The following is a 19,576-nucleotide window of genomic DNA, read 5'->3' as shown; positions in this document are numbered from 1 at the left end:
CGACCCTGCGAGTGAAAATCAAGCGCTTCCTGCGCGGTGACGCTCGTCATGGTGCGATCGGTCTTGTCGGTGGCCGGCATGTTTCCTCTATCCTCCTGTGGGCGAGCCTTGCGGCGCGCCTCTTTATGGTTGTCGTCTATATTTGCTTGGCGATAGTGTGCCATCTCTTTTTTCGGAACAATCATGAATTTCGTGACAGACTATTCGACCCGCGCGGGGGAGGTTTTATCCGCAGCCGAACTGGCGAGCGAGGAAAGCCGTTCCACCGCGACGCCGATGATGGAACAATTCATCGAGATCAAGGCCAACAACCCGGACTCGCTGCTGTTCTATCGCATGGGCGACTTCTACGAGCTGTTCTTCCAGGACGCGGTCGAAGCCTCACGCGCGCTCGGCATCACGCTCACCAAGCGCGGCCAGCACATGGGACAGGAAATCCCGATGTGCGGCGTGCCGGTGCATGCGGCGGACGACTACCTGCAAAAGCTGATTGGACTTGGTTTCCGCGTCGCCGTCTGCGAGCAGGTCGAGGACCCGGCAGAGGCGAAGAAGCGCGGCAGCAAGTCGGTGGTCCGCCGCGACGTCGTGCGTCTCGTCACGCCCGGCACGATCACCGAGGAGAAGCTGCTCTCTCCGTCCGAAACCAACTACCTGATGGCGCTGGCGCGGATCAAGAGCGGCTCGGAACCGGCCTACGCGCTCGCCTGGATCGACATCTCGACCGGCATCTTCCGGCTGGCCGAGACCGCCGAAAGCCGGTTGCTTGCCGATATCCTGCGCATCGAGCCGCGCGAACTGATCCTTGCGGATACAGTCTTCCATGACCCGGAGCTGCGACCCATCTTCGACGTGCTCGGTCGCGTGGCCGTGCCGCAGCCGGCGGTACTTTTCGACAGCGCGACGGCCGAAGGCCGTATTTCCCGCTACTTCGGCGTCAAGACGCTCGACGGCTTCGGCACCTTCTCGCGCGCCGAGCTTGCCGCGGCGTCCGCCGCAATCTCCTATGTCGAGAAGACCCAGCTTGCGGAACGCCCGGCACTCGGCACGCCCGAGCGTGAAAGTGCGGCCTCGACGCTGTTCATCGATCCGGCCACCCGTGGCAATCTCGAGCTGGTCAAGACGCTTTCCGGTGCGCGCGAAGGTACGCTGCTGAAAGCGCTCGACCGCACGGTCACGAGCGGCGGCGCCCGGCTTCTCGCCGAGCGGCTGATGTCACCATTGACCGATCCGGATCGCATCAACCAGCGCCTCGATTCCATCGAGATCCTCGCAGATCAACCGTCCTTCGCGGGAGATTTGCGTGACGCGCTCCGGCGTGCACCGGACATGCCGCGCGCGCTGTCGCGCCTTGCGCTTGGGCGCGGCGGCCCAAGGGACCTCGGCGCCATCCAGGCCGGCCTGCACGCCTCCGCATCGATTTCGCGGCTGATGGCGGCTGGTACGCTCTCGGACGAGCTGAAGGAAGCGCGAAGCGCGATCGATGCGCTACCTGCCGGTCTGCTTGGTCTGCTTGATGCCACCCTTGGCGAGGAACTGCCGCTGCTGAAGCGCGATGGCGGCTTCGTGTGTGAAGGCGCGAACGCAGAACTTGACGAAGTCCGGGCGCTGCGCGACCAATCGCGCCGGGTGATCGCCGGGCTGCAGCTGCAATATTCCGAAGAGACCGGCATCAAGTCGCTAAAGATCAAGCACAACAACGTGCTCGGCTATTTCATCGAGGTAACCGCCGGCAATGCCGGCTCGATGACCGACACGGACGAGGGCCGCGCCCGCTTCATCCATCGCCAGACGATGGCCAACGCCATGCGCTTCACTACCACGGCGCTTGCGGAGCTCGAAAGCAAGATCGCCAACGCCGCAGATCGGGCATTGTCGATCGAGCTCGACGCCTTCGACGTGATGACCACGGAAGTCGTGTCCGCCGCCGAGGCGCTGAAGGCTGCGGCTGTGGCACTTGCAACCGTGGACGTCTCCGTCGGCCTCGCGGTGCTTGCCGAGGAGCAGGCCTACGCACGGCCAACGGTCGATCGCTCGCGCATGTTTGCGATCGACGGCGGCCGCCACCCGGTGGTCGAGCAGGCACTGAAGCGCCAGGCATCGAATGCCTTCGTCGCCAACGGTTGCGATCTTTCTCCGCCCGAGGGCGAGGAGGGCGGCGCCATCTGGCTGCTGACCGGTCCGAACATGGGCGGTAAGTCGACCTTCCTGCGCCAGAACGCGCTGATCGCGATCATGGCGCAGATGGGCACGTTCGTTCCGGCGACAAGCGCCCATATCGGCATCGTCGACCGGCTTTTCTCCCGCGTCGGCGCATCCGACGACTTGGCGCGCGGCCGCTCGACCTTCATGGTCGAGATGGTCGAAACGGCGGCGATCCTCAACCAGGCGACCGATCGCTCGCTGGTGATCCTCGACGAGATCGGCCGTGGCACGGCCACCTTCGACGGCCTGTCGATCGCCTGGGCGGCGGTCGAGCATCTGCATGAGGCGAACCGCTGCCGCGGTCTGTTCGCCACCCATTTCCACGAACTGACCGTGCTCTCGGAGAAGCTCGCGCGGCTCTCGAATGCGACCATGCGCGTCAAGGAGTGGCACGGCGACGTGATCTTCCTGCACGAGGTTGGTCCGGGTGCCGCGGACCGCTCCTATGGCATTCAGGTCGCCCGCCTTGCCGGCCTGCCGGCCTCGGTCGTCGCGCGCGCCAAGGACGTCCTTGCCAAGCTCGAGGACGCCGATCGCAAGAACCCGGCCAGCCAGCTGATCGACGACCTGCCGCTCTTCCAGGTGGCGATCCGCCGGGAAGAGGCAAAGCCCGCCGGAAACTCCAGGGTTGACGAGGCGCTGAAGGCGCTCAACCCCGACGACATGACGCCGCGCGAGGCGCTGGATGCGCTCTATGCGCTGAAGAAAGAGCTGAGCGCCCGATAGCGGGCCTTCGGTTTTTGCTGTGCATGCGTCGGTGAAAAAGGCTATACAGCGCCGCGCGCCCTTCTGAAGGGCGCGGCGATGAGCCGGTAGTAATTTGAAATGCTGCACGGTCCCGGTTCGGCTTGATCGGATGGGAGCATGCAGGAGTGCTCTTCATGCAGCGAACCACGCAACCAGTCGGACAGGACGCCCCTCGGCATTTCATGGGCAGACACGAAACTTTCTTTCCCGAAATCCTCGACGTCGCAGCGCTCCGGGCGAAGTGCGACTTTATCGCTTCAGCCCATGCAGAGCAGCGCGACCCGATGCGCCAGGCGCTGCTGGCCGCCTTCAAGCAGGCAAACACCGCCGGCCGCGCCAAGGCGCGCGAACTGTTTTACGCCGATGGCGCCGGCATTCTCTGCGCCGAACGGATTTCCTGGCTGCAGGACCAGCTGATCACCGTGCTGCACGACTTCGTGCTCAACGAGATTTTCGACGCGGCCAACGCGCCGCCGGCGTCCCGCATCGCCGTCACCGCAGTCGGCGGCTACGGGCGCGGCACGCTGGCGCCGGGATCCGACATCGACCTTCTGTTCCTGCTGCCGCTGAAGAAGGCCGTCTGGGCGGAGCCGGCGATCGAGTTCATGCTCTACATCCTGTGGGATCTGGGCTTCAAGGTTGGGCACGCCACCCGCACCATCGACGAATGCATTCGCCTGTCGCGCGCCGACATGACGATCCGCACGGCCATTCTCGAGACCCGCTATATCTGTGGCTCCGAGACGCTCTGCGCCGAACTCGAAACACGCTTCGACCATGAAATCGTGCGCAACACCGGCCCGGATTTCATCGCCGCCAAGCTCGCCGAACGCGACGAGCGCCACCGCAAGGCCGGCGACACGCGTTACCTCGTCGAGCCCAACGTCAAGGAAGGCAAGGGCGGTCTTCGCGACCTGCACACGCTGTTCTGGATCGCCAAGTACTTCTACCGCCTCAAGGACACGGCCGATCTCGTCAAGCTCGGTGTCCTGTCGCGGCAGGAATACCAGCTGTTCCAGAAGGCCGAGGACTTCCTCTGGGCGGTGCGCTGCCACATGCATTTCCTCACAGGCAAGGCGGAAGAGCGGCTCTCCTTCGACATCCAGCGCGAGATTGCCGAGGCGCTCGGCTATCACGACCACCCCGGTCTCTCCGCCGTCGAGCGCTTCATGAAGCACTTCTTCCTGGTGGCGAAGGACGTCGGTGACCTGACGCGCATTTTCTGCGCGGCGCTCGAAGACCAGCAAGCCAAGGATGCACCCGGCATTTCCGGCCTCATCGGCCGCTTTACCCACCGCAGTCGCAAGATCGCCGGTACGCTCGATTTCGTCGACGATGGTGGCCGCATCGCGCTTTCAAGCCCTGACGTCTTCAAGCGCGACCCGGTCAATCTGCTGCGCTTCTTCCACATCGCCGATATCAACGGCCTGGAATTCCACCCGGCCGCCCTTCGCCAGGTGACGCGGTCGTTGAGCCTGATCAAGCCGGCGCTACGCGAAAACGAGGAGGCGAACCGTCTCTTCCTGTCGATCCTCACCTCCCGCCGCAAGCCGGAACTGATCTTGAGGCGCATGAACGAGGCCGGAGTGCTCGGCCGTTTCATCCCGGACTTCGGCAAGATCGTTTCGATGATGCAGTTCAACATGTATCATCACTACACGGTCGACGAGCACCTGTTGCGCACCGTCGACGTGCTCTCGCGCATCGAGGGCGGTATCGAGGAAGAAGCCCACCCGCTGGTCGCCAAGCTGATGCCTGGGATCGAGGAGCGCGAGGCGCTTTACGTCGCCGTGCTGTTGCACGACATCGCCAAGGGCCGGCCGGAAAACCACTCGACCGCCGGCGCGAAAGTGGCGCGCAAGCTCTGCCCGCGCTTCGGACTGTCGCCGAAGCAGACCGAACTCGTCGCCTGGCTGATCGAGGAACATCTGCTGATGTCGATGGTCGCCCAGACGCGCGACCTCAACGACCGCAAGACGATCGTCGACTTTGCCGAGCGGGTGCAATCGCTCGACCGCTTGAAGATGCTGCTGGTCCTGACCGTCTGCGATATCCGGGCCGTCGGCCCGGGTGTGTGGAACGGTTGGAAGGGACAGCTGCTGCGCACGCTCTACTATGAGACCGAGCTGTTGCTCTCGGGCGGCTTCTCCGAATTGTCGCGCAAGGAACGCGCCGCACACGCCGCGATCATGCTCGGCGAGGCGCTGACGGACTGGACGGAGAAGGAGCGCGACGACTACGTGCGTCTGCATTACCAACCCTATCTGCTGACGGTGGCGCTGGAGGATCAGGTGCGCCACGCGCGCTTCATCCGCGAGTCGGATATCGCAGGCAAGGCGCTGGCGACCATGGTGCGCACCCACCAGTTCCACGCGATCACCGAAATCACCGTGCTCTCGCCCGACCATCCGCGTCTCTTGACCGTCATTGCCGGCGCCTGTGCTGCGGCTGGCGCCAACATCGTCGACGCGCAGATCTTCACGACGTCGGATGGCCGCGCGCTGGATACGATCCTCGTCAACCGCGAGTTCGCCGTGGACGAGGACGAGATGCGCCGCGCCGGAAACATCGGCAAGCTGATCGAGGACGTGCTCGCCGGCCGCAAGCGCCTGCCGGAGGTGATCGCCAGCCGCACCAAGGTGAAGAAGCGCACCAAGGCCTTCACCGTGACGCCGGAAGTGACGATCAGCAACACCCTGTCGAACAAGTTCACGGTGATCGAGGTCGAAGGTCTCGACCGTCCGGGCCTGCTCTCCGAGATCACCGCGGTCCTTTCCGATCTCTCGCTCGACATCGCCTCGGCGCACATCACCACCTTCGGCGAGAAGGTGATCGACACCTTCTACGTCACCGACCTCGTCGGCCAGAAGGTGACGAGCGAAAACCGTCAGATGAACATCGCCGCCCGCCTCAAGGCCGTCATGGCCGGCGAGGGTGACGAGGCCCGCGACCGCATGCCGTCGGGCATCATCGCGCCGGCCCCGGGCGTCTCCTCCGCTCACAGAACGACAAAAGCCGAAACATGAGTCTGGTCAAGAAATTTGCAACCGTCGGCGGCGCGACGCTCGGAAGCCGCCTGTTCGGCTTCATCCGCGAAACCTTCATGGCGGCAGCGCTCGGCACCGGCCCGGTTGCCGACGCGTTCAATACCGCCTTCCGCCTGCCGAACACCTTCCGGCGGCTGTTTGCCGAAGGCGCCTTCAATTCCGCCTTCGTCCCGCTCTTTGCCAAGGAGATCGAGGCGAACGGCATGGACGGCGCCAGGCGCTTTTCCGAGGAAGTCTTCGGCGTCCTCTTCACCGTGCTTCTGTTCCTGACGATCGCCATGGAACTGGCGATGCCGTTCATCGTCAGCAACCTGATCGCGCCAGGCTTTGCCGACGACCCGGAAAAGCTCGGCAGCACGATCGTCTTTGCGGCGATCATGTTCCCCTATCTCGCCTGCATGTCGCTGGCGGCGATGATGGCGGGCATGCTGAATTCGCTGCATCGCTATTTCGCCGCCGCCATCGCGCCGGTCTTTCTCAACATCATCCTGATCGGCGTGCTCGGTTATGCCTGGTATGCGGGCCAGGACCCGATCGCCGTCGGCTACAGCCTCTCCTGGGGCGTGATGGCCGCCGGTCTGGTGCAGTTGGTGATCGTCTGGATCGCGGTGCGCGACGCCGGCATCAAGATCGGCCTGCGCCGTCCGAGGATGACCGCCAATGTCCGGCGCCTTTTGGTGCTGGCCCTGCCAGCGGCTATTACCGGCGGCATCACCCAGATCAATCTTCTGATCAACACCAACATCGCCTCGGCCAAGGAAGGTGCGGTGTCGTCGCTGGTCTATGCTGATCGCATCTATCAGCTGCCGCTTGGCGTTGTCGGAATTGCGGTCGCAACCGTGCTTCTGCCGGAGCTTGCCCGGGCGCTCAGATCCGGCAATGTCAACGAGGCCTCGAACCTGCAGAACCGCTCGGTCGAGTTCACGCTGTTCCTGACGCTGCCGGCGGCCGCAGCCCTCCTCGTCATGTCCGAGCCGATCGTCCGACTGCTCTTCGAGCGCGGCAAATTCTCCGCCGACTCGACCGTCATCGTCGGCCATATCCTGGCGATCTACGGGCTCGGCCTGCCGGCCTTCGTCTTGATCAAGGCTTTCATTCCCGGCTTCTTCGCACGCGAGGACACCCGCACGCCGATGATCTTCGCGGCGATTTCCGTCGTTGTGAACGTGTCCATGGCGCTCACGCTGTTTCCGCGGCTCGGCGCAAGTGGCATCGCCACCGCCGAGATCGTCGCCGGCTGGGTCAACGCCATCCTGCTTTTCGCGACACTCGTCTGGCGCGGCCATTGGGGCCGGGATATCCCGTTGCTCACCCGTATCCCGCGTCTCGTTATCGCGGCGGCAGGCATGGCGCTAGCGCTGTATTTTGCTGTCGACTGGTTCGCCTTCGAGCTGTCTTCGGCCGCCTCGCTGTTCACCCGGGCAACGACACTGACGGGCCTCGTCGCGGTCGCCATGGTGATCTACTTCGCGCTTGCCTTCGGGCTCGGTGGCGCGAGCCTCGGCATGATCCGTCGCAATATCAAACGCGGGGCGAAAGCGCCTGCCGCAGCGCCGGAGGCGGGGGACTGATGCGCCAAACCATCGCACGCATTGCCCTGGTGGTGCCCGACTATGACGCCGGCATCGCCTTCTATTGCGGCAAGCTCGGCTTCGACCTCGTCGAAGACACCAAGCTCGACGAAAGCAAGCGCTGGGTCGTCGTTCGCCCGAAAGGCGCGGTCGAGACCTCGCTGCTGCTCGCCAAGGCCGACGGCGAGCGCCAGCAGGCGGCGATCGGCAACCAGACCGGGGGCCGGGTCGGCTTCTTCCTGTTCACCGACGATTTCGCCCGAGACCATGCGACGATGTCGGCCGAAGGCGTCGTCTTCCTGGAGACGCCCCGGCACGAGCCGTACGGCACGGTCGCCGTCTTCAGCGACCCGTTCGGCAACCATTGGGATCTGCTGCAACCGGCCGGATGAGTGCCTATTCAGCGACCTCTTGATTGCCCGTCGCCACCCGTGCATAAGCCAAGCCGTTAGCTACATGGGCGACAAAAAGCCCTGGGGCCCTCCACCAGCCTATTGAGGACGACATGAACGAATTCAAGCCGCTCGTATTTTCCGGCGTCCAGCCGACGGGCAACCTCCATCTCGGCAATTATCTCGGCGCGATCCGCAAGTTCGTGGCGCTGCAGGAAAACAACGACTGCATCTACTGCGTCGTCGACCTGCACTCGATCACGGCCCAGCTCGTACACGAGGACCTGAAGGGGCAGATCCGCTCGATCGCCGCCGCCTTCATCGCTTCGGGCATCGACCCGAACAAGCATATCGTCTTCAACCAGTCGGCCGTGCCGCAGCATGCGGAACTCGCCTGGATCTTCAACTGCGTCGCCCGCATCGGCTGGATGAACCGCATGACGCAGTTCAAGGACAAGGCCGGCAAGGACCGCGAGAACGCCTCGCTCGGCCTGCTTGCATATCCGAGCCTGATGGCGGCTGACATCCTCGTCTATCGCGCCACCCACGTGCCGGTTGGTGACGACCAGAAGCAGCACCTCGAGCTGACGCGCGACATCGCCCAGAAGTTCAACATCGACTTCATGGAGCACATCCGCAGCGCCGGCTACGGTGTCGACATGGTCGTCGGCGAAGAGCCGATCCATGCCTACTTCCCGCCGGTCGAACCGCTCATCGGTGGTGCGACGCCGCGCGTCATGTCGCTCCGGGACGGCACCAAGAAGATGTCGAAGTCGGATCCTTCCGATCTGTCGCGCGTCAACCTGATGGACGATGCCGAGACGATCTCGAAGAAGATCCGCAAGGCCAAGACCGATCCGGATGCGCTTCCGAGCGAGGTCGATGGCCTCAAGGGGCGTCCGGAAGCGGATAACCTCGTCGGCATCTATGCGGCCCTCTCCGACAAGACCAAGGAACAGGTGCTCGCCGAGTTCGGTGGCCAGCAGTTCTCGGTGTTTAAGCCGGCACTCGTTGATCTCGCGGTCGAGGTTCTCGCACCGATCACGGCTGAGATGCGCCGCCTGATGGGTGACACCGCCCATATCGACGCCATCCTGCGGGACGGTGGCGAACGGGCACGGGCGCGGGCGGAAAAGACGATGCGCGAAGTTCGCGAGATTATCGGCTTCCTGCAGTAAAATTGGCTGGGTCCGGGCTCTCCCGGACCCAGTTTCGCTTTGCTCGCAGGTCCCGAACGGTCGGAGGCGACGCGGCCAGAGGACCTCAGGCACTTTTCCGTGTCCTTCCGCGAAACGCGAAAATCAGACCTTGCGGCGGCTCGCCCGGGATGTATTGTTCACCCTATGGTCTCGACCCGACTCTCTCGACTTGAAGGTCACCGCCGCAAGTTCATGGCGGTGATTGACGATACCCCGGAATGCGGGCGCGCGGTGCACTATGCAGGCATGCGCGCCAGGAACTCCAATGGCGGTCTCGTCCTGCTCTATGTGATCGCCGATGGCGACTTCCAGCAATGGCTGGGGGTCGAGGAAATCATGCGTGCGGAAGCGCGCGAGGAAGCGGAGGCGACGCTTGCCAAGGTGGCGCAAGCGGTGCGCGAGCGCATCGGCATCGAGCCGGAGATCGTCATTCGCGAGGGCACGGCGACCGACCAGATCCATGCGGCAATCGAAGAGGATCGCGATATCGCCATTCTGGTGCTGGCCGCCGGATCGGCGAAGGAGGGTCCGGGTCCGCTGGTATCCTCGATCGCCGGCAAGGCTGCAGCCTTTCCCATCCCCGTCACGGTCATCCCCGACATGCTGACGGACGAGGAGATCGACGCGCTGAGTTGAGGCTGCGTCGGTATGTACCCTTGCGACCTCCGGGCGATGCCCCTATATTCTTTTGAATTATTCTAAAGAGCTGGGCGAATGCCGCTCCCGGCGAAACGGAGACAGACATGTTCATTCAGACCGAAGCCACGCCGAACCCGGCGACGCTGAAGTTTTTGCCGGGCAAGGTTGTGCTGGAAAACGGCACGGCCGAATTCCGCGATGAGGAAGAAGCACGTGCCGGCTCGCCGCTTGCGGCTCGACTGTTTTCGATCCCGGGCGTCACCGGTGTCTATTTCGGCTACGATTTCATCACCGTCACAAAGGAAGACCAGGAGTGGCAGCACCTGAAGCCGGCAATCCTCGGTTCGATCATGGAGCATTTCATGTCGGGCCAGCCGATCATGGCCGGCAGCGGCCGTGCCGAGCAGGCTGACGAAGAGGGCGAGTTCTTCGACGAGGGTGACGAGACCATCGTTGCCACCATCAAGGAGCTTCTGGAAACGCGGGTGCGTCCGGCCGTTGCCCAGGACGGCGGCGACATCACCTTCCGCGGTTTCAAGGATGGCACGGTGTTCCTCAACATGAAGGGCGCCTGCTCCGGTTGCCCGTCATCGACGGCGACGCTAAAGCATGGCGTGCAGAATCTGCTGCGTCACTTCGTTCCCGAAGTCGAGGCGGTCGAAGCCGTCTGATAGCGCGCGCCGTAGCCGGCGCGTCGCGGTATAGCGTATCGATTTTGCCGCAAAGCCCCTTCGGCTTTGCGGTTTGTGGCGTCTCAAAAGATCACAGCGTTGAAATGATAGTACTTGCGATCGACACGTCCGGTTCCGGCTGCTCCGCTGTCGTCTACGACAGCGAAGCGGGTGCCGTGCTCGGCCGCTCAGGTGCCGATCTCGGCAAAGGCCACGCCGAACGGCTGATGGAATTCGTCGACGCAGCACTGGCTGCGGCCGATCGGTCGCTCGGCGATATCGAGCGCATCGCGGTCACCGTTGGCCCTGGATCGTTTACAGGCATTCGCGTCGGCGTGGCGGCGGCCCGCGGCCTGGCGCTGGCGCTTGGCAAGCCTGCTGTCGGCGTCTCGACGCTTGCGGTCCTGGCCGAGGGATTGCGCGCAACGGAACCTGGAAAGGCAGTTCTCGTCGCCATCGATGCGAAGCGCGACGAGGTCTACGTCCAGGCTTTCGATGCGGCCGGTCATTCACTTGCCGATGCGGAAGCCTTGGCCGTTGAAAGGGCACGCGAGCGCTTCGCCGGTTTTGACGGCATCATCGGCGGCTCCGGCGCGCACCTCGTCGCGGCGGATATGCCCGCCAACCCTTCCGAACTTATCGACGTCGCGGCTCTCGCAAAGCTCGGTGCTGCAGCCGATCCAGCCTCGGCCAAGCCGCGACCGTTATATCTTAGAGGCCCCGACGCCAAGCCGCAGGCGGGCTTCGCGATTGCCCGAGCATAGACCGAGATGAGCTTCACCGACTACTTCACCCGCCGCACCGAGTTCGACATTTTCCCGCTGGAGGAAGCCGATCTTCTCGCGGCGGCAGCGCTGCACCGCCAGCGCTTTGCAAGCCCCTGGACCGACGGTGAAATTCACGCGCTTCTGGTGCAGGAGACGGTGTTCGGTTTTGTCGCCCGCCAGACGAACGGCTCGTTCCGCCCGGCCTTCGGCGGCTTTGTCCTGTCACGCGCTGTTGCCGGAGAGGCCGAGATCCTGACGATCGGCGTCGAGCCGCGTTATGCCCGCTCCGGCCTCGGCTGGCGGCTGATGCAGGCGGCGATGCGCGAGGCCCTGGTCAAGGGTTCCGAGGCGTTGTTCCTCGAAGTGGACGAGACCAATCAACCGGCGATCGGGCTTTACCGCAAGCTCGGCTTCAACAAGGTCGGCGAACGCCGCGCCTATTACCAGGACAAGGCCGGCCAGCGGACTGCCGCGCTTGTCATGCGTCTCGATCTTCGCTAGTCCCAAGCGCGGACGAGGGCGGCTTTCCACCGGCATATCGCTCTCGCTTTCAAAACAGGTCGCGCGCAGGAACTCTTTTCCCGGATGATCAACTGGCTACGGATTGCGATCTTCGCAGCGCTTTTGGCGCTGGTCTCGCTCGTGCTGATGCCGATCCAGATCGTCTGCCTGTGGTTTGGGCTGAAACTTCGCCGCCGCCTGCCGCGGTACTGGCACCGGCTCGCCTGCTATCTTCTCGGCATCAAGGTGCGCGTCCACGGTGAGGTCGAGCGCCGTAGGCCTTTGCTCATTTGCGCAAACCACGCCTCCTGGAAGGACATTCTGGTGCTTTCCTCGGTTGCCGATGTCGTCTTCGTCGCCAAATCCGAGGTCAGGACCTGGCCGCTCTTCGGCCCTCTCGCGCGCATGCAGGCGTCGATATTCGTCGAACGCGAGCAAAAACGCGCGACGGGCAAGCAGGTGAGCGAAATCGGCGAGCGCATGGCAGGGGGTGAAATCGTCGTGCTCTTTCCCGAGGGGACGACATCCGACGGCAACCGCCTGCTGGAGATCAAGACGTCGCTCTTCGGCGCTGCCGCCTCCGCCGTGCCGCATTCGCCGACCGGGCTTGTGCATGTGCAGCCGGTCGCAATCTCCTACACGGGCATCCACGGCATGCCGATGGGCCGCTTCAACCGGCCGATCGCGGCCTGGCCTGGAGATACCGAGCTGGTGCCGCACCTGCTTGGCATCCTGCGCGAAGGGGCTATCGAGGTTGATGTCGATTTTGGCGAGGCGATCGACTACGACCGGCACACCAACCGCAAGGAGGTGAGCCGCAAGGTCGAGCAACGTATCCGCAACATGCTGTCGGACCGTTTGCGCGGGCGGTCCTGACGCTTTGCAGGCAAACCGCCGCGGCACCGAAAATACTTCAATTCCGGGCCGCTTTGCACTAAAGAACCCCGCATGACCCAGGAAACTGCCCTTCTGTCGATAACGCCCGTTGCGGGCGACGAGCGCGCGCCGACCCGCAAGGTCTTCGTCAAGACCTACGGCTGTCAGATGAACGTCTATGATTCCGACCGCATGTCGGATGCCCTGTCGCGCGACGGCTATGTCTCGACCGACGTGCTCGAAGACGCCGACTTCGTGCTGCTCAACACCTGTCATATCCGCGAGAAGGCGGCAGAAAAGGTCTATTCCGAACTCGGCCGCCTGCGCGATCTGAAGAAGGAAAAGGCCAAGGAAGGCCGCGAAATGGTGATCGGCGTTGCCGGTTGCGTTGCGCAGGCCGAAGGCGACGAAATTCTCCGGCGCGCGCCGGCCGTCGACCTCGTCATCGGCCCGACGACCTATCATCGCCTGCCGGAAGCGCTGAAGCGCGCCCGCAGCGGCGAGCGCGTCGTGCAGACGGATTATGCCGTCGAAGACAAGTTCGAACACCTTCCGGCACCCGACAAGGCCAGGACCCGTCAACGTGGCGTCACGGCGTTCCTGACGGTACAGGAAGGCTGCGACAAGTTCTGTACCTTCTGTGTGGTCCCTTACACGCGCGGTTCCGAAGTCTCGCGCCCGGTCGCCCAGATCGTCTCGGAAGCCGAGAAGCTCGTCGAGGGCGGTGTGCGCGAAATCACCCTGCTCGGCCAGAACGTCAACGCCTGGCATGGCCTCGGCCCGGATGGCCGCGAATGGGGGCTTGGCGACCTGCTCACACGCCTTGGCGCGATCGAGGGACTTGCCCGGCTGCGTTACACGACGAGCCACCCGCGCGACATGGACGACAGCCTGATCGAGGCGCACCGCTCGATGGCAAAATTGATGCCCTATCTGCATCTTCCTGTGCAATCGGGCTCCGACCGTATCCTCAAGGCGATGAACCGCCGGCATACGGCAGCCGAATATCTGGCGCTGATCGCGCGCATCCGTGCGGTCCAGCCGGATCTCGCACTCTCGGGCGATTTCATCGTCGGTTTCCCCGGTGAGACCGATGAGGACTTCGAAGACACGATGCGCCTCGTGGAAGCCGTGGGTTATGCACAGGCATTTTCGTTCAAATATTCGACCCGTCCCGGCACGCCCGGCGCCGAACTCGGCGACCAGGTTCCCGAGGACGTGAAGGCCAAGCGCTTGGAAAAATTGCAGGCTTTGCTGTTTTCGCAGCAGCGCGCCTTCGCCGAAGCCTGCGTCGGTCGCGAGATCGACCTGCTTTTGGAGAAGCCGGGCCGCATGCCCGGCCAGCTCGTCGGGCGTTCGCCCTGGCTGCAGCCTGTGAATGTTGATGCAAAAGCATCGCAAATCGGTGACATTATCAAGGTGCGAATCATCAAGGCGGGGAACAACAGCCTGTTTGCCGAGATGATCGGGTAAGGACCGAGAACAAGGAGCCTGAACCGCTTGAACGGACACGAATTGATCTCTTCATCCACGCGCCAGTCGAAAACCACTGCGACAGACGCCAATCACTTCGTGCTGACCTTTGAGAACAATCGGTTCGCCAGCGAGCTCTTCGGCCAGTTCGACCAGAACTTGAAGCTGCTTGAAGAGCGCCTGCGCATCGACGCCCGGCCGCGCGGCAATTCCGTCGCGATTTCAGGCGACATCGTCGCCACCAATCAGGCGCGTCGCGCTCTCGATTACCTCTATGGACGGTTGCAGAGCGGCGCTTCGATCGATACGTCTGATGTCGAGGGCGCGATCCGCATGGCGGTTGCCGCCGACGATCAGCTACAATTGCCGACCATGGAGCGTAAAGCCAAATTGACAATGGCGCAGATTTCGACGCGCAAGAAGACGATCGCGGCGCGCACGCCGACGCAGGATGCCTACATCCGTGCGCTTGAGCGCTCCGAGCTGGTCTTCGGCGTGGGCCCGGCCGGTACCGGCAAGACCTATCTCGCCGTCGCCCATGCAGCGCAGCTTCTGGAGCGTGGCGCGGTCGATCGCATCGTGCTCTCGCGCCCGGCCGTCGAGGCCGGTGAGCGCCTCGGCTTCCTGCCGGGCGACATGAAGGAGAAGGTCGATCCTTACCTCCGGCCGCTCTACGACGCGCTTTATGACATGATGCCCGGCGACAAGGTCGAGCGCGCCATCACCGCCGGCGTCATCGAAATCGCGCCGCTCGCCTTCATGCGCGGCCGTACGCTCGGCAATGCCGCCGTCATTCTCGACGAGGCACAGAACACCACATCGATGCAGATGAAGATGTTCCTCACCCGTCTCGGTGAAAATGGTCGGATGATCGTCACCGGCGACCCGAGCCAGGTGGACCTGCCGCGCGGCGTCAAGTCGGGCCTGGTGGAAGCGCTGCAGATCCTGAAAGGGGTCGAGGGCGTTTCGGTGGTTCGCTTCAAGGATGCCGATGTCGTTCGTCATCCGATGGTGGCGCGCATCGTTCGGGCCTACGAGTCCCATACGGCCGTGCACGACGAAAGCGAGCAGGGCGACCGCTGATCGGCGGTCGTTGCAATCATGACGGCATTGGACATTCAGATCAGCGTGGAAGAGGGCGACTGGCCCGACGAGGAGGCCTTGCTTGCCTTTTCGTCACCGGTGCTCGAAGCCGCGGCGGCATTTCTCGTTGCCAAAGAGCGCCAGCCCCTGCCCAAGACGCCTCCGGAATTGTCGCTCGTCTTCACCGACGACGCCTCGATCCGGGCAATCAACGCCGAATGGCGCAGCCAGGACAAGCCAACCAACGTTCTGTCCTTTCCGGCCTTCCCGGTTACACCCGGCGCGATGCCGGGTCCGATGCTGGGTGACATCATCGTTGCCCGCGAGACGCTCGAGCGCGAGGCGGTCGAGCTCGAGAAGACCTTCGACGCGCATCTGACGCATCTTCTCGTGCATGGATTCCTGCATCTTTTCGGCTATGATCATATGGAAGATGACGAAGCCGAAAGAATGGAAGGCCTGGAGACTCGCATTTTGGCGCGTCTTGGCTTATCTGACCCCTACGGGGATCGTACCCCGGATTAACAGTTTGGACCAATGAGCGACTTTAAAACACAGCCCGTCGCGCTGGCGACCGAGGAGGCCGATGCCTCCGGAGAGGCGGAGGCGGGCAGTAGTAGCACCGCCACTCGTCACGAGGGCACCAAAACCACATCATCCTTCTGGAGCCGGGCTGCGCGCCTGCTGCGCGGTGCAAATCCGTCGAGCCTGCGTGAAGATCTTGCCGACGCGCTCCAGACCGACGCCGACAGCAATGCGGCTTTTTCGCCCGGCGAGCGGGCAATGCTCAACAACATCCTGCGCTTCCGCGAGATCAGGGTCGAGGACGTCATGGTCCCGCGTGCCGATATCGAGGCAGTCGACCAGAGCATCACCATCGGCGAGCTGATGGTGATCTTCGAGGAGTCCGGCCGCTCGCGCATGCCCGTTTACAGCGAGGGGCTCGATGATCCCCGTGGCATGGTGCACATCCGTGACCTGCTCTCCTACGTCACCAAGCAGGCGCGCAACCGCCGCCGCAGCGGCAAGGCGCAGCCGGCCGCAACGACAGTGGGCGACAAGGCCGAGAAGGCGCCGCGATCCCCCAAGCCGAACTTCGATCTCTCGCGGATCGATCTCGGCAAGTCGCTGGAGGAGGCGGGCATCGTCCGTCAGCTCCTGTTCGTGCCACCGTCGATGCTCGCATCCGACCTGATGCAGCGTATGCAGGCAGCCCGCATCCAGATGGCGCTCGTCATCGACGAATATGGGGGCACTGACGGTCTCGTTTCGCTCGAAGATATCGTCGAGATGGTAGTCGGAGATATCGAGGACGAGCACGACGACGACGAAGTGATGTTTGCACGCACGTCGGATGATGTTTTCGTCGCCGACGCGCGTGTCGAACTGGAGGAGATTGCCGCTGCAATCGGACCCGATTTCGACGTGCGCGAGCAGTTGGAGGATGTCGACACGCTCGGCGGCCTGATCTTCGCGTCGCTCGGCCGTATTCCGGTACGCGGCGAAGTCGTTCAGGCCATTCCGGGCTTCGAGTTCCAGATCCTCGATGCGGATCCGCGCCGGGTGAAGCGCGTTCGCATCATGCGCAAACGCCCACCGGCGCGTCGTCGCTTGCCGCGGCCCGAGGGCGAAACCGCATCGGAGACCGCGCTCGTCGCCCGCGCCAACGGCGCGGCATCCCCGGACGCGATCGCCGACGAGCAATAGGCGATCTTGCTTCCGCGCGCTTGTCTGCGCGCGGAACCCCTGCCAGCGGTCTCGTTCCTCTGAAGCGGCCTTCTCTGCGCCTCGCCTGCCGCGCTGAAGTGCCCCCCGTCTTAATCCTCCATCCTGCCCCACAGGGGACAAACAGCCGGTTTTTTGGAAGACTGGCGCCGATTGATTCGGTCGTTCTTCTGCGCCGGTGTCGTGATGTGCGGCCTGCGCCAACTGGAGGCTGCATGTTGAGACTGGCTGGCAGGGTGATGCTCTTGTCCGGATTGCCCAGGGTATTGGTCGCGTTCTTCGCGGGGCTTCTCGCCGTCCTGGCGCAACCGCCCTTCGGTATCTTCGCTTTCGCGTTTGTTTCCTTCCCCGTTCTGGTCTGGCTGCTTGACGGTGCCACCGGAAATCCGGACGGCGGCATTGTGAAGCGGCTGTGGCCGGCGGCGGTTATCGGCTGGTGGTTCGGTTTCGGCTATTTCCTCGGCGGTCTCTGGTGGCTCGGCAACGCGCTTCTCATCGAGGCGGACGAATTTGCCTGGGCGTTGCCGCTTGCCGTTGTCGGCCTTCCAGCCTTCCTCGCGCTTTTCTATGCCTTGGCGACCCTGCTTGCGCGTTTGCTGTGGTCTGACGGAGTGGGGCGGATTGCAGCACTTGCCCTGGCGTTCGGCCTTTGCGAGTGGCTGCGCAGCTTCCTCTTCACCGGGTTTCCGTGGAATGCCATCGGCTATGCGGCGATGCCGATGCCGCTGATGATGCAGTCGGCGAGCGTCGTGAACCTTTCGACCATCAACATGCTGGCTGTCTTCGTCTTTGCAGCTCCCGCACTGATCGCGACGGGCCGAGGCAGCCGGATCGGCCTGACGGTCGCGCTCGTGCTCTTTACCGCGCATGTCGGTTTCGGCTTCTACCGCCTGGCGCAACCGGCGCCGGCATCGCCTGCGCAGCCACTGGCGGTTCGACTTGTTCAGCCGGTGATCGACCAGGCAAAGAAGCTTGACGATCGCGAGCGTGCGACGGTCTTTGAGGAGCATCTTGCGCTGACGACGGCTGCTCCCGAAAACGGCGGCAAGCGGCCGGACATCGTCGTCTGGCCCGAGACCTCCATTCCGTTCATTCTCACCGACAACCCGGACGCGCTTGCCCGCATCGCTGACGCGCTTGATGACGACCAGATCCTGATTGCCGGCGCAGTCCGGGCGGAGGATGCAGGCACAGGCCTGCCGCCACGCTACTACAACTCGATCTATGTCATCGATGGCCGCGGCCAGATTGTCGGCGCTGCCGACAAGGTGCACCTGGTGCCGTTCGGCGAGTACCTGCCTTTCGAAGAGCTGCTCTCGTCCTGGGGCTTAAGCTCCGTTGCTGCCTCCATGCCGGGTGGTTTTTCGGCGGCCAAGAGCCGCACGCTGCTGACCCTGCCTGGCGGCAAGACGCTCTATCCGCTGGTTTGCTACGAGGCGATCTTTCCGGACGAGATCGGCGGCGACGCACGTCGCGCCGACGCACTGCTCAACGTCACCAACGATGCCTGGTTTGGCGATACCCCAGGACCGCGTCAGCACTTCCATCAGGCACAATTGCGTGCCGTTGAGACGGGTACCCCCCTTGTCAGAGCGGCCAACAGCGGTATATCAGCAATTGTTGATGCACGTGGGGTTTTAATGGTAGGATTATCCTACAATTATAGGGGAGTGGTTGACACACTTCTGCCGGGAAGGATGCCTACGCCGTTGGACGACGCTATGCGAAGCCGAGTTTTCTGGCTGGGTGCACTGTTACTTCTTCTGGTTGCAGTGTTTTCGCGTGTTGGTTTTAATATTAGGAAGAATTGACCTAAAACCCCTAAAATTGCATAGTGGTCCGCACCATCGTCCATGTTGTGACGGCTCTCAATTATCGCCTTGGCGAGCGCCTCGGCGAGCGTTGCTCTCTTGTCGGGCGATGGATTAACGAAACGCGTGTTTGGGAACGCAGATATGATCGAAAACAAAAAGAAGCCGAACCCGATCGACATTCATGTCGGTAGTCGGATTCGTCTTCGCCGCACGATGCTTGGCATGAGCCAGGAGAAGCTCGGCGAAAGTCTGGGGATCACCTTCCAGCAGATCCAGAAGTACGAGAAGGGCACCAACCGTGTCGGCGCCAGCCGGTTGCAGAACATTTCTGGCATCCTGAACGTACCGGTTTCCTTCTTTTTTGAAGACGCTCCCGGCGATAGCTCCGGCGGCCAGCCCGGCACCGCAGAAGCCTCGAGCTCCAATTACGTTGTCGATTTTCTGTCGTCCTCCGAAGGGCTTCAGCTCAACCGCGCTTTCGTCAAGATCACCGACCCGAAGGTTCGCCGCCGGCTTGTCGACCTGGTCAAGGCACTCGCTGCGGAAGCAGAAAGCGAATAGTTCCAACGTTCCCCGTCGGGACTTGAAAACAAAGCGGCCACTTGTGCCGCTTTTTTCATGCGCATTTTTCGGCGTCCACGCCGCGACATGCTGGCGCGAGACCTTCATATAAAGATATATTTATGTCGTTGTGCGCTTGTTTTTCGGTCGCAAAACCACTAACACCGTGCCAGCGCTTTTTCTTCATTGAGGGGACTTCCCGCATGCGTGCAAACTACCTGTTCACGAGTGAATCCGTAGCCGAAGGTCATCCGGACAAGGTGTGTGACCGTATCTCCGACGAGATCGTCGACCTGGTCTACCGCGAA

17 protein-coding genes are annotated in these 19,576 nt (G+C 63.0%); all 17 read left to right on the top strand.

Annotated features, from left to right (window positions below; all coding sequences use genetic code 11):
• The first annotated feature begins 183 nt into the window (after window positions 1–183).
• Window positions 184–2,928: a DNA mismatch repair protein MutS gene (gene mutS / locus VGO04_RS00775; RefSeq protein ID WP_327494052.1), complete on the top strand. Its 2,745-nt coding sequence runs from the start codon at window positions 184–186 to the stop codon at window positions 2,926–2,928.
• Between the two features lie 203 nt (window positions 2,929–3,131).
• Window positions 3,132–5,975, top strand: coding sequence for a [protein-PII] uridylyltransferase (locus VGO04_RS00770; RefSeq protein ID WP_327494051.1), 2,844 nt, complete (start codon window positions 3,132–3,134; stop codon window positions 5,973–5,975).
• Window positions 5,972–7,567, top strand: a complete 1,596-nt coding sequence (gene murJ, locus VGO04_RS00765; protein WP_327494050.1) for a murein biosynthesis integral membrane protein MurJ — start codon at window positions 5,972–5,974, stop codon at window positions 7,565–7,567. The genes VGO04_RS00770 and murJ overlap by 4 nt, the downstream gene beginning before the upstream one ends.
• Complete coding sequence (locus tag VGO04_RS00760) at window positions 7,567–7,959, top strand: VOC family protein (RefSeq protein ID WP_327494049.1); 393 nt, start codon at window positions 7,567–7,569, stop codon at window positions 7,957–7,959. The genes murJ and VGO04_RS00760 overlap by 1 nt, the downstream gene beginning before the upstream one ends.
• Before the next feature lie 113 nt (window positions 7,960–8,072).
• Entirely contained in the window at window positions 8,073–9,137 is a 1,065-nt protein-coding gene (gene trpS / locus VGO04_RS00755) for a tryptophan--tRNA ligase (RefSeq protein ID WP_327494048.1), read from the top strand.
• A gap of 165 nt (window positions 9,138–9,302) precedes the next feature.
• Window positions 9,303–9,794 (top strand): universal stress protein, encoded by a 492-nt coding sequence (locus tag VGO04_RS00750; protein ID WP_327494047.1) that lies wholly within the window; start codon window positions 9,303–9,305, stop codon window positions 9,792–9,794.
• A 107-nt stretch (window positions 9,795–9,901) separates the two neighbouring features.
• Entirely contained in the window at window positions 9,902–10,468 is a 567-nt protein-coding gene (locus VGO04_RS00745; RefSeq protein ID WP_327494046.1) for a NifU family protein, read from the top strand.
• A gap of 104 nt (window positions 10,469–10,572) precedes the next feature.
• Window positions 10,573–11,232 carry a tRNA (adenosine(37)-N6)-threonylcarbamoyltransferase complex dimerization subunit type 1 TsaB gene (tsaB, locus tag VGO04_RS00740; protein ID WP_327494045.1) on the top strand — a complete coding sequence of 220 codons (660 nt, stop codon included), beginning with the start codon at window positions 10,573–10,575 and terminating at the stop codon, window positions 11,230–11,232.
• Between the two features lie 6 nt (window positions 11,233–11,238).
• A complete protein-coding gene (locus VGO04_RS00735; protein WP_327494044.1) occupies window positions 11,239–11,736 on the top strand; it encodes an N-acetyltransferase in 498 nt (165 codons plus the stop codon).
• 84 nt (window positions 11,737–11,820) lie between these two features.
• On the top strand, window positions 11,821–12,612 hold the full coding sequence (locus VGO04_RS00730) for a 1-acyl-sn-glycerol-3-phosphate acyltransferase (RefSeq protein ID WP_327494043.1): 792 nt from the start codon (window positions 11,821–11,823) through the stop codon (window positions 12,610–12,612).
• 72 nt (window positions 12,613–12,684) lie between these two features.
• Complete coding sequence (gene miaB / locus VGO04_RS00725) at window positions 12,685–14,085, top strand: tRNA (N6-isopentenyl adenosine(37)-C2)-methylthiotransferase MiaB (RefSeq protein WP_327494042.1); 1,401 nt, start codon at window positions 12,685–12,687, stop codon at window positions 14,083–14,085.
• Window positions 14,086–14,112: 27 nt separating this feature from the next.
• Complete coding sequence (locus VGO04_RS00720) at window positions 14,113–15,168, top strand: PhoH family protein (protein WP_327494041.1); 1,056 nt, start codon at window positions 14,113–14,115, stop codon at window positions 15,166–15,168.
• Between the two features lie 18 nt (window positions 15,169–15,186).
• Window positions 15,187–15,693, top strand: a complete 507-nt coding sequence (gene ybeY, locus VGO04_RS00715; protein ID WP_327494040.1) for an rRNA maturation RNase YbeY — start codon at window positions 15,187–15,189, stop codon at window positions 15,691–15,693.
• Window positions 15,694–15,705: 12 nt separating this feature from the next.
• Window positions 15,706–16,875 (top strand): hemolysin family protein, encoded by a 1,170-nt coding sequence (locus VGO04_RS00710; protein ID WP_327494039.1) that lies wholly within the window; start codon window positions 15,706–15,708, stop codon window positions 16,873–16,875.
• A 233-nt stretch (window positions 16,876–17,108) separates the two neighbouring features.
• Window positions 17,109–18,704 (top strand): apolipoprotein N-acyltransferase, encoded by a 1,596-nt coding sequence (gene lnt, locus VGO04_RS00705; RefSeq protein ID WP_327494038.1) that lies wholly within the window; start codon window positions 17,109–17,111, stop codon window positions 18,702–18,704.
• 144 nt (window positions 18,705–18,848) lie between these two features.
• Entirely contained in the window at window positions 18,849–19,268 is a 420-nt protein-coding gene (locus VGO04_RS00700; RefSeq protein WP_327494037.1) for a helix-turn-helix domain-containing protein, read from the top strand.
• Window positions 19,269–19,390: 122 nt separating this feature from the next.
• Window positions 19,391–19,576: S-adenosylmethionine synthetase N-terminal domain-containing protein (locus VGO04_RS32905; RefSeq protein WP_414650492.1), on the top strand; the 186-nt coding region annotated here is incomplete at its 3' end.

The sequence above is a fragment of the Ensifer sp. genome (genome assembly GCF_035999185.1).
Taxonomy (GTDB): domain Bacteria; phylum Pseudomonadota; class Alphaproteobacteria; order Rhizobiales; family Rhizobiaceae; genus Ensifer.
Note: the sequence above shows the minus strand (reverse complement) of the source record. Positions and strands in the feature narration are given on the sequence as shown.

Coding starts and splice junctions, on each gene's coding strand:
- mutS (WP_327494052.1), top strand. CDS start 184: ATGAATTTCGTGACAGACTATTCGACCCGCGCGGGGGAGGTTTTATCC.
- VGO04_RS00770 (WP_327494051.1), top strand. CDS start 3,132: ATGGGCAGACACGAAACTTTCTTTCCCGAAATCCTCGACGTCGCAGCG.
- murJ (WP_327494050.1), top strand. CDS start 5,972: ATGAGTCTGGTCAAGAAATTTGCAACCGTCGGCGGCGCGACGCTCGGA.
- VGO04_RS00760 (WP_327494049.1), top strand. CDS start 7,567: ATGCGCCAAACCATCGCACGCATTGCCCTGGTGGTGCCCGACTATGAC.
- trpS (WP_327494048.1), top strand. CDS start 8,073: ATGAACGAATTCAAGCCGCTCGTATTTTCCGGCGTCCAGCCGACGGGC.
- VGO04_RS00750 (WP_327494047.1), top strand. CDS start 9,303: ATGGTCTCGACCCGACTCTCTCGACTTGAAGGTCACCGCCGCAAGTTC.
- VGO04_RS00745 (WP_327494046.1), top strand. CDS start 9,902: ATGTTCATTCAGACCGAAGCCACGCCGAACCCGGCGACGCTGAAGTTT.
- tsaB (WP_327494045.1), top strand. CDS start 10,573: ATGATAGTACTTGCGATCGACACGTCCGGTTCCGGCTGCTCCGCTGTC.
- VGO04_RS00735 (WP_327494044.1), top strand. CDS start 11,239: ATGAGCTTCACCGACTACTTCACCCGCCGCACCGAGTTCGACATTTTC.
- VGO04_RS00730 (WP_327494043.1), top strand. CDS start 11,821: ATGATCAACTGGCTACGGATTGCGATCTTCGCAGCGCTTTTGGCGCTG.
- miaB (WP_327494042.1), top strand. CDS start 12,685: ATGACCCAGGAAACTGCCCTTCTGTCGATAACGCCCGTTGCGGGCGAC.
- ybeY (WP_327494040.1), top strand. CDS start 15,187: ATGACGGCATTGGACATTCAGATCAGCGTGGAAGAGGGCGACTGGCCC.
- VGO04_RS00710 (WP_327494039.1), top strand. CDS start 15,706: ATGAGCGACTTTAAAACACAGCCCGTCGCGCTGGCGACCGAGGAGGCC.
- lnt (WP_327494038.1), top strand. CDS start 17,109: ATGTTGAGACTGGCTGGCAGGGTGATGCTCTTGTCCGGATTGCCCAGG.
- VGO04_RS00700 (WP_327494037.1), top strand. CDS start 18,849: ATGATCGAAAACAAAAAGAAGCCGAACCCGATCGACATTCATGTCGGT.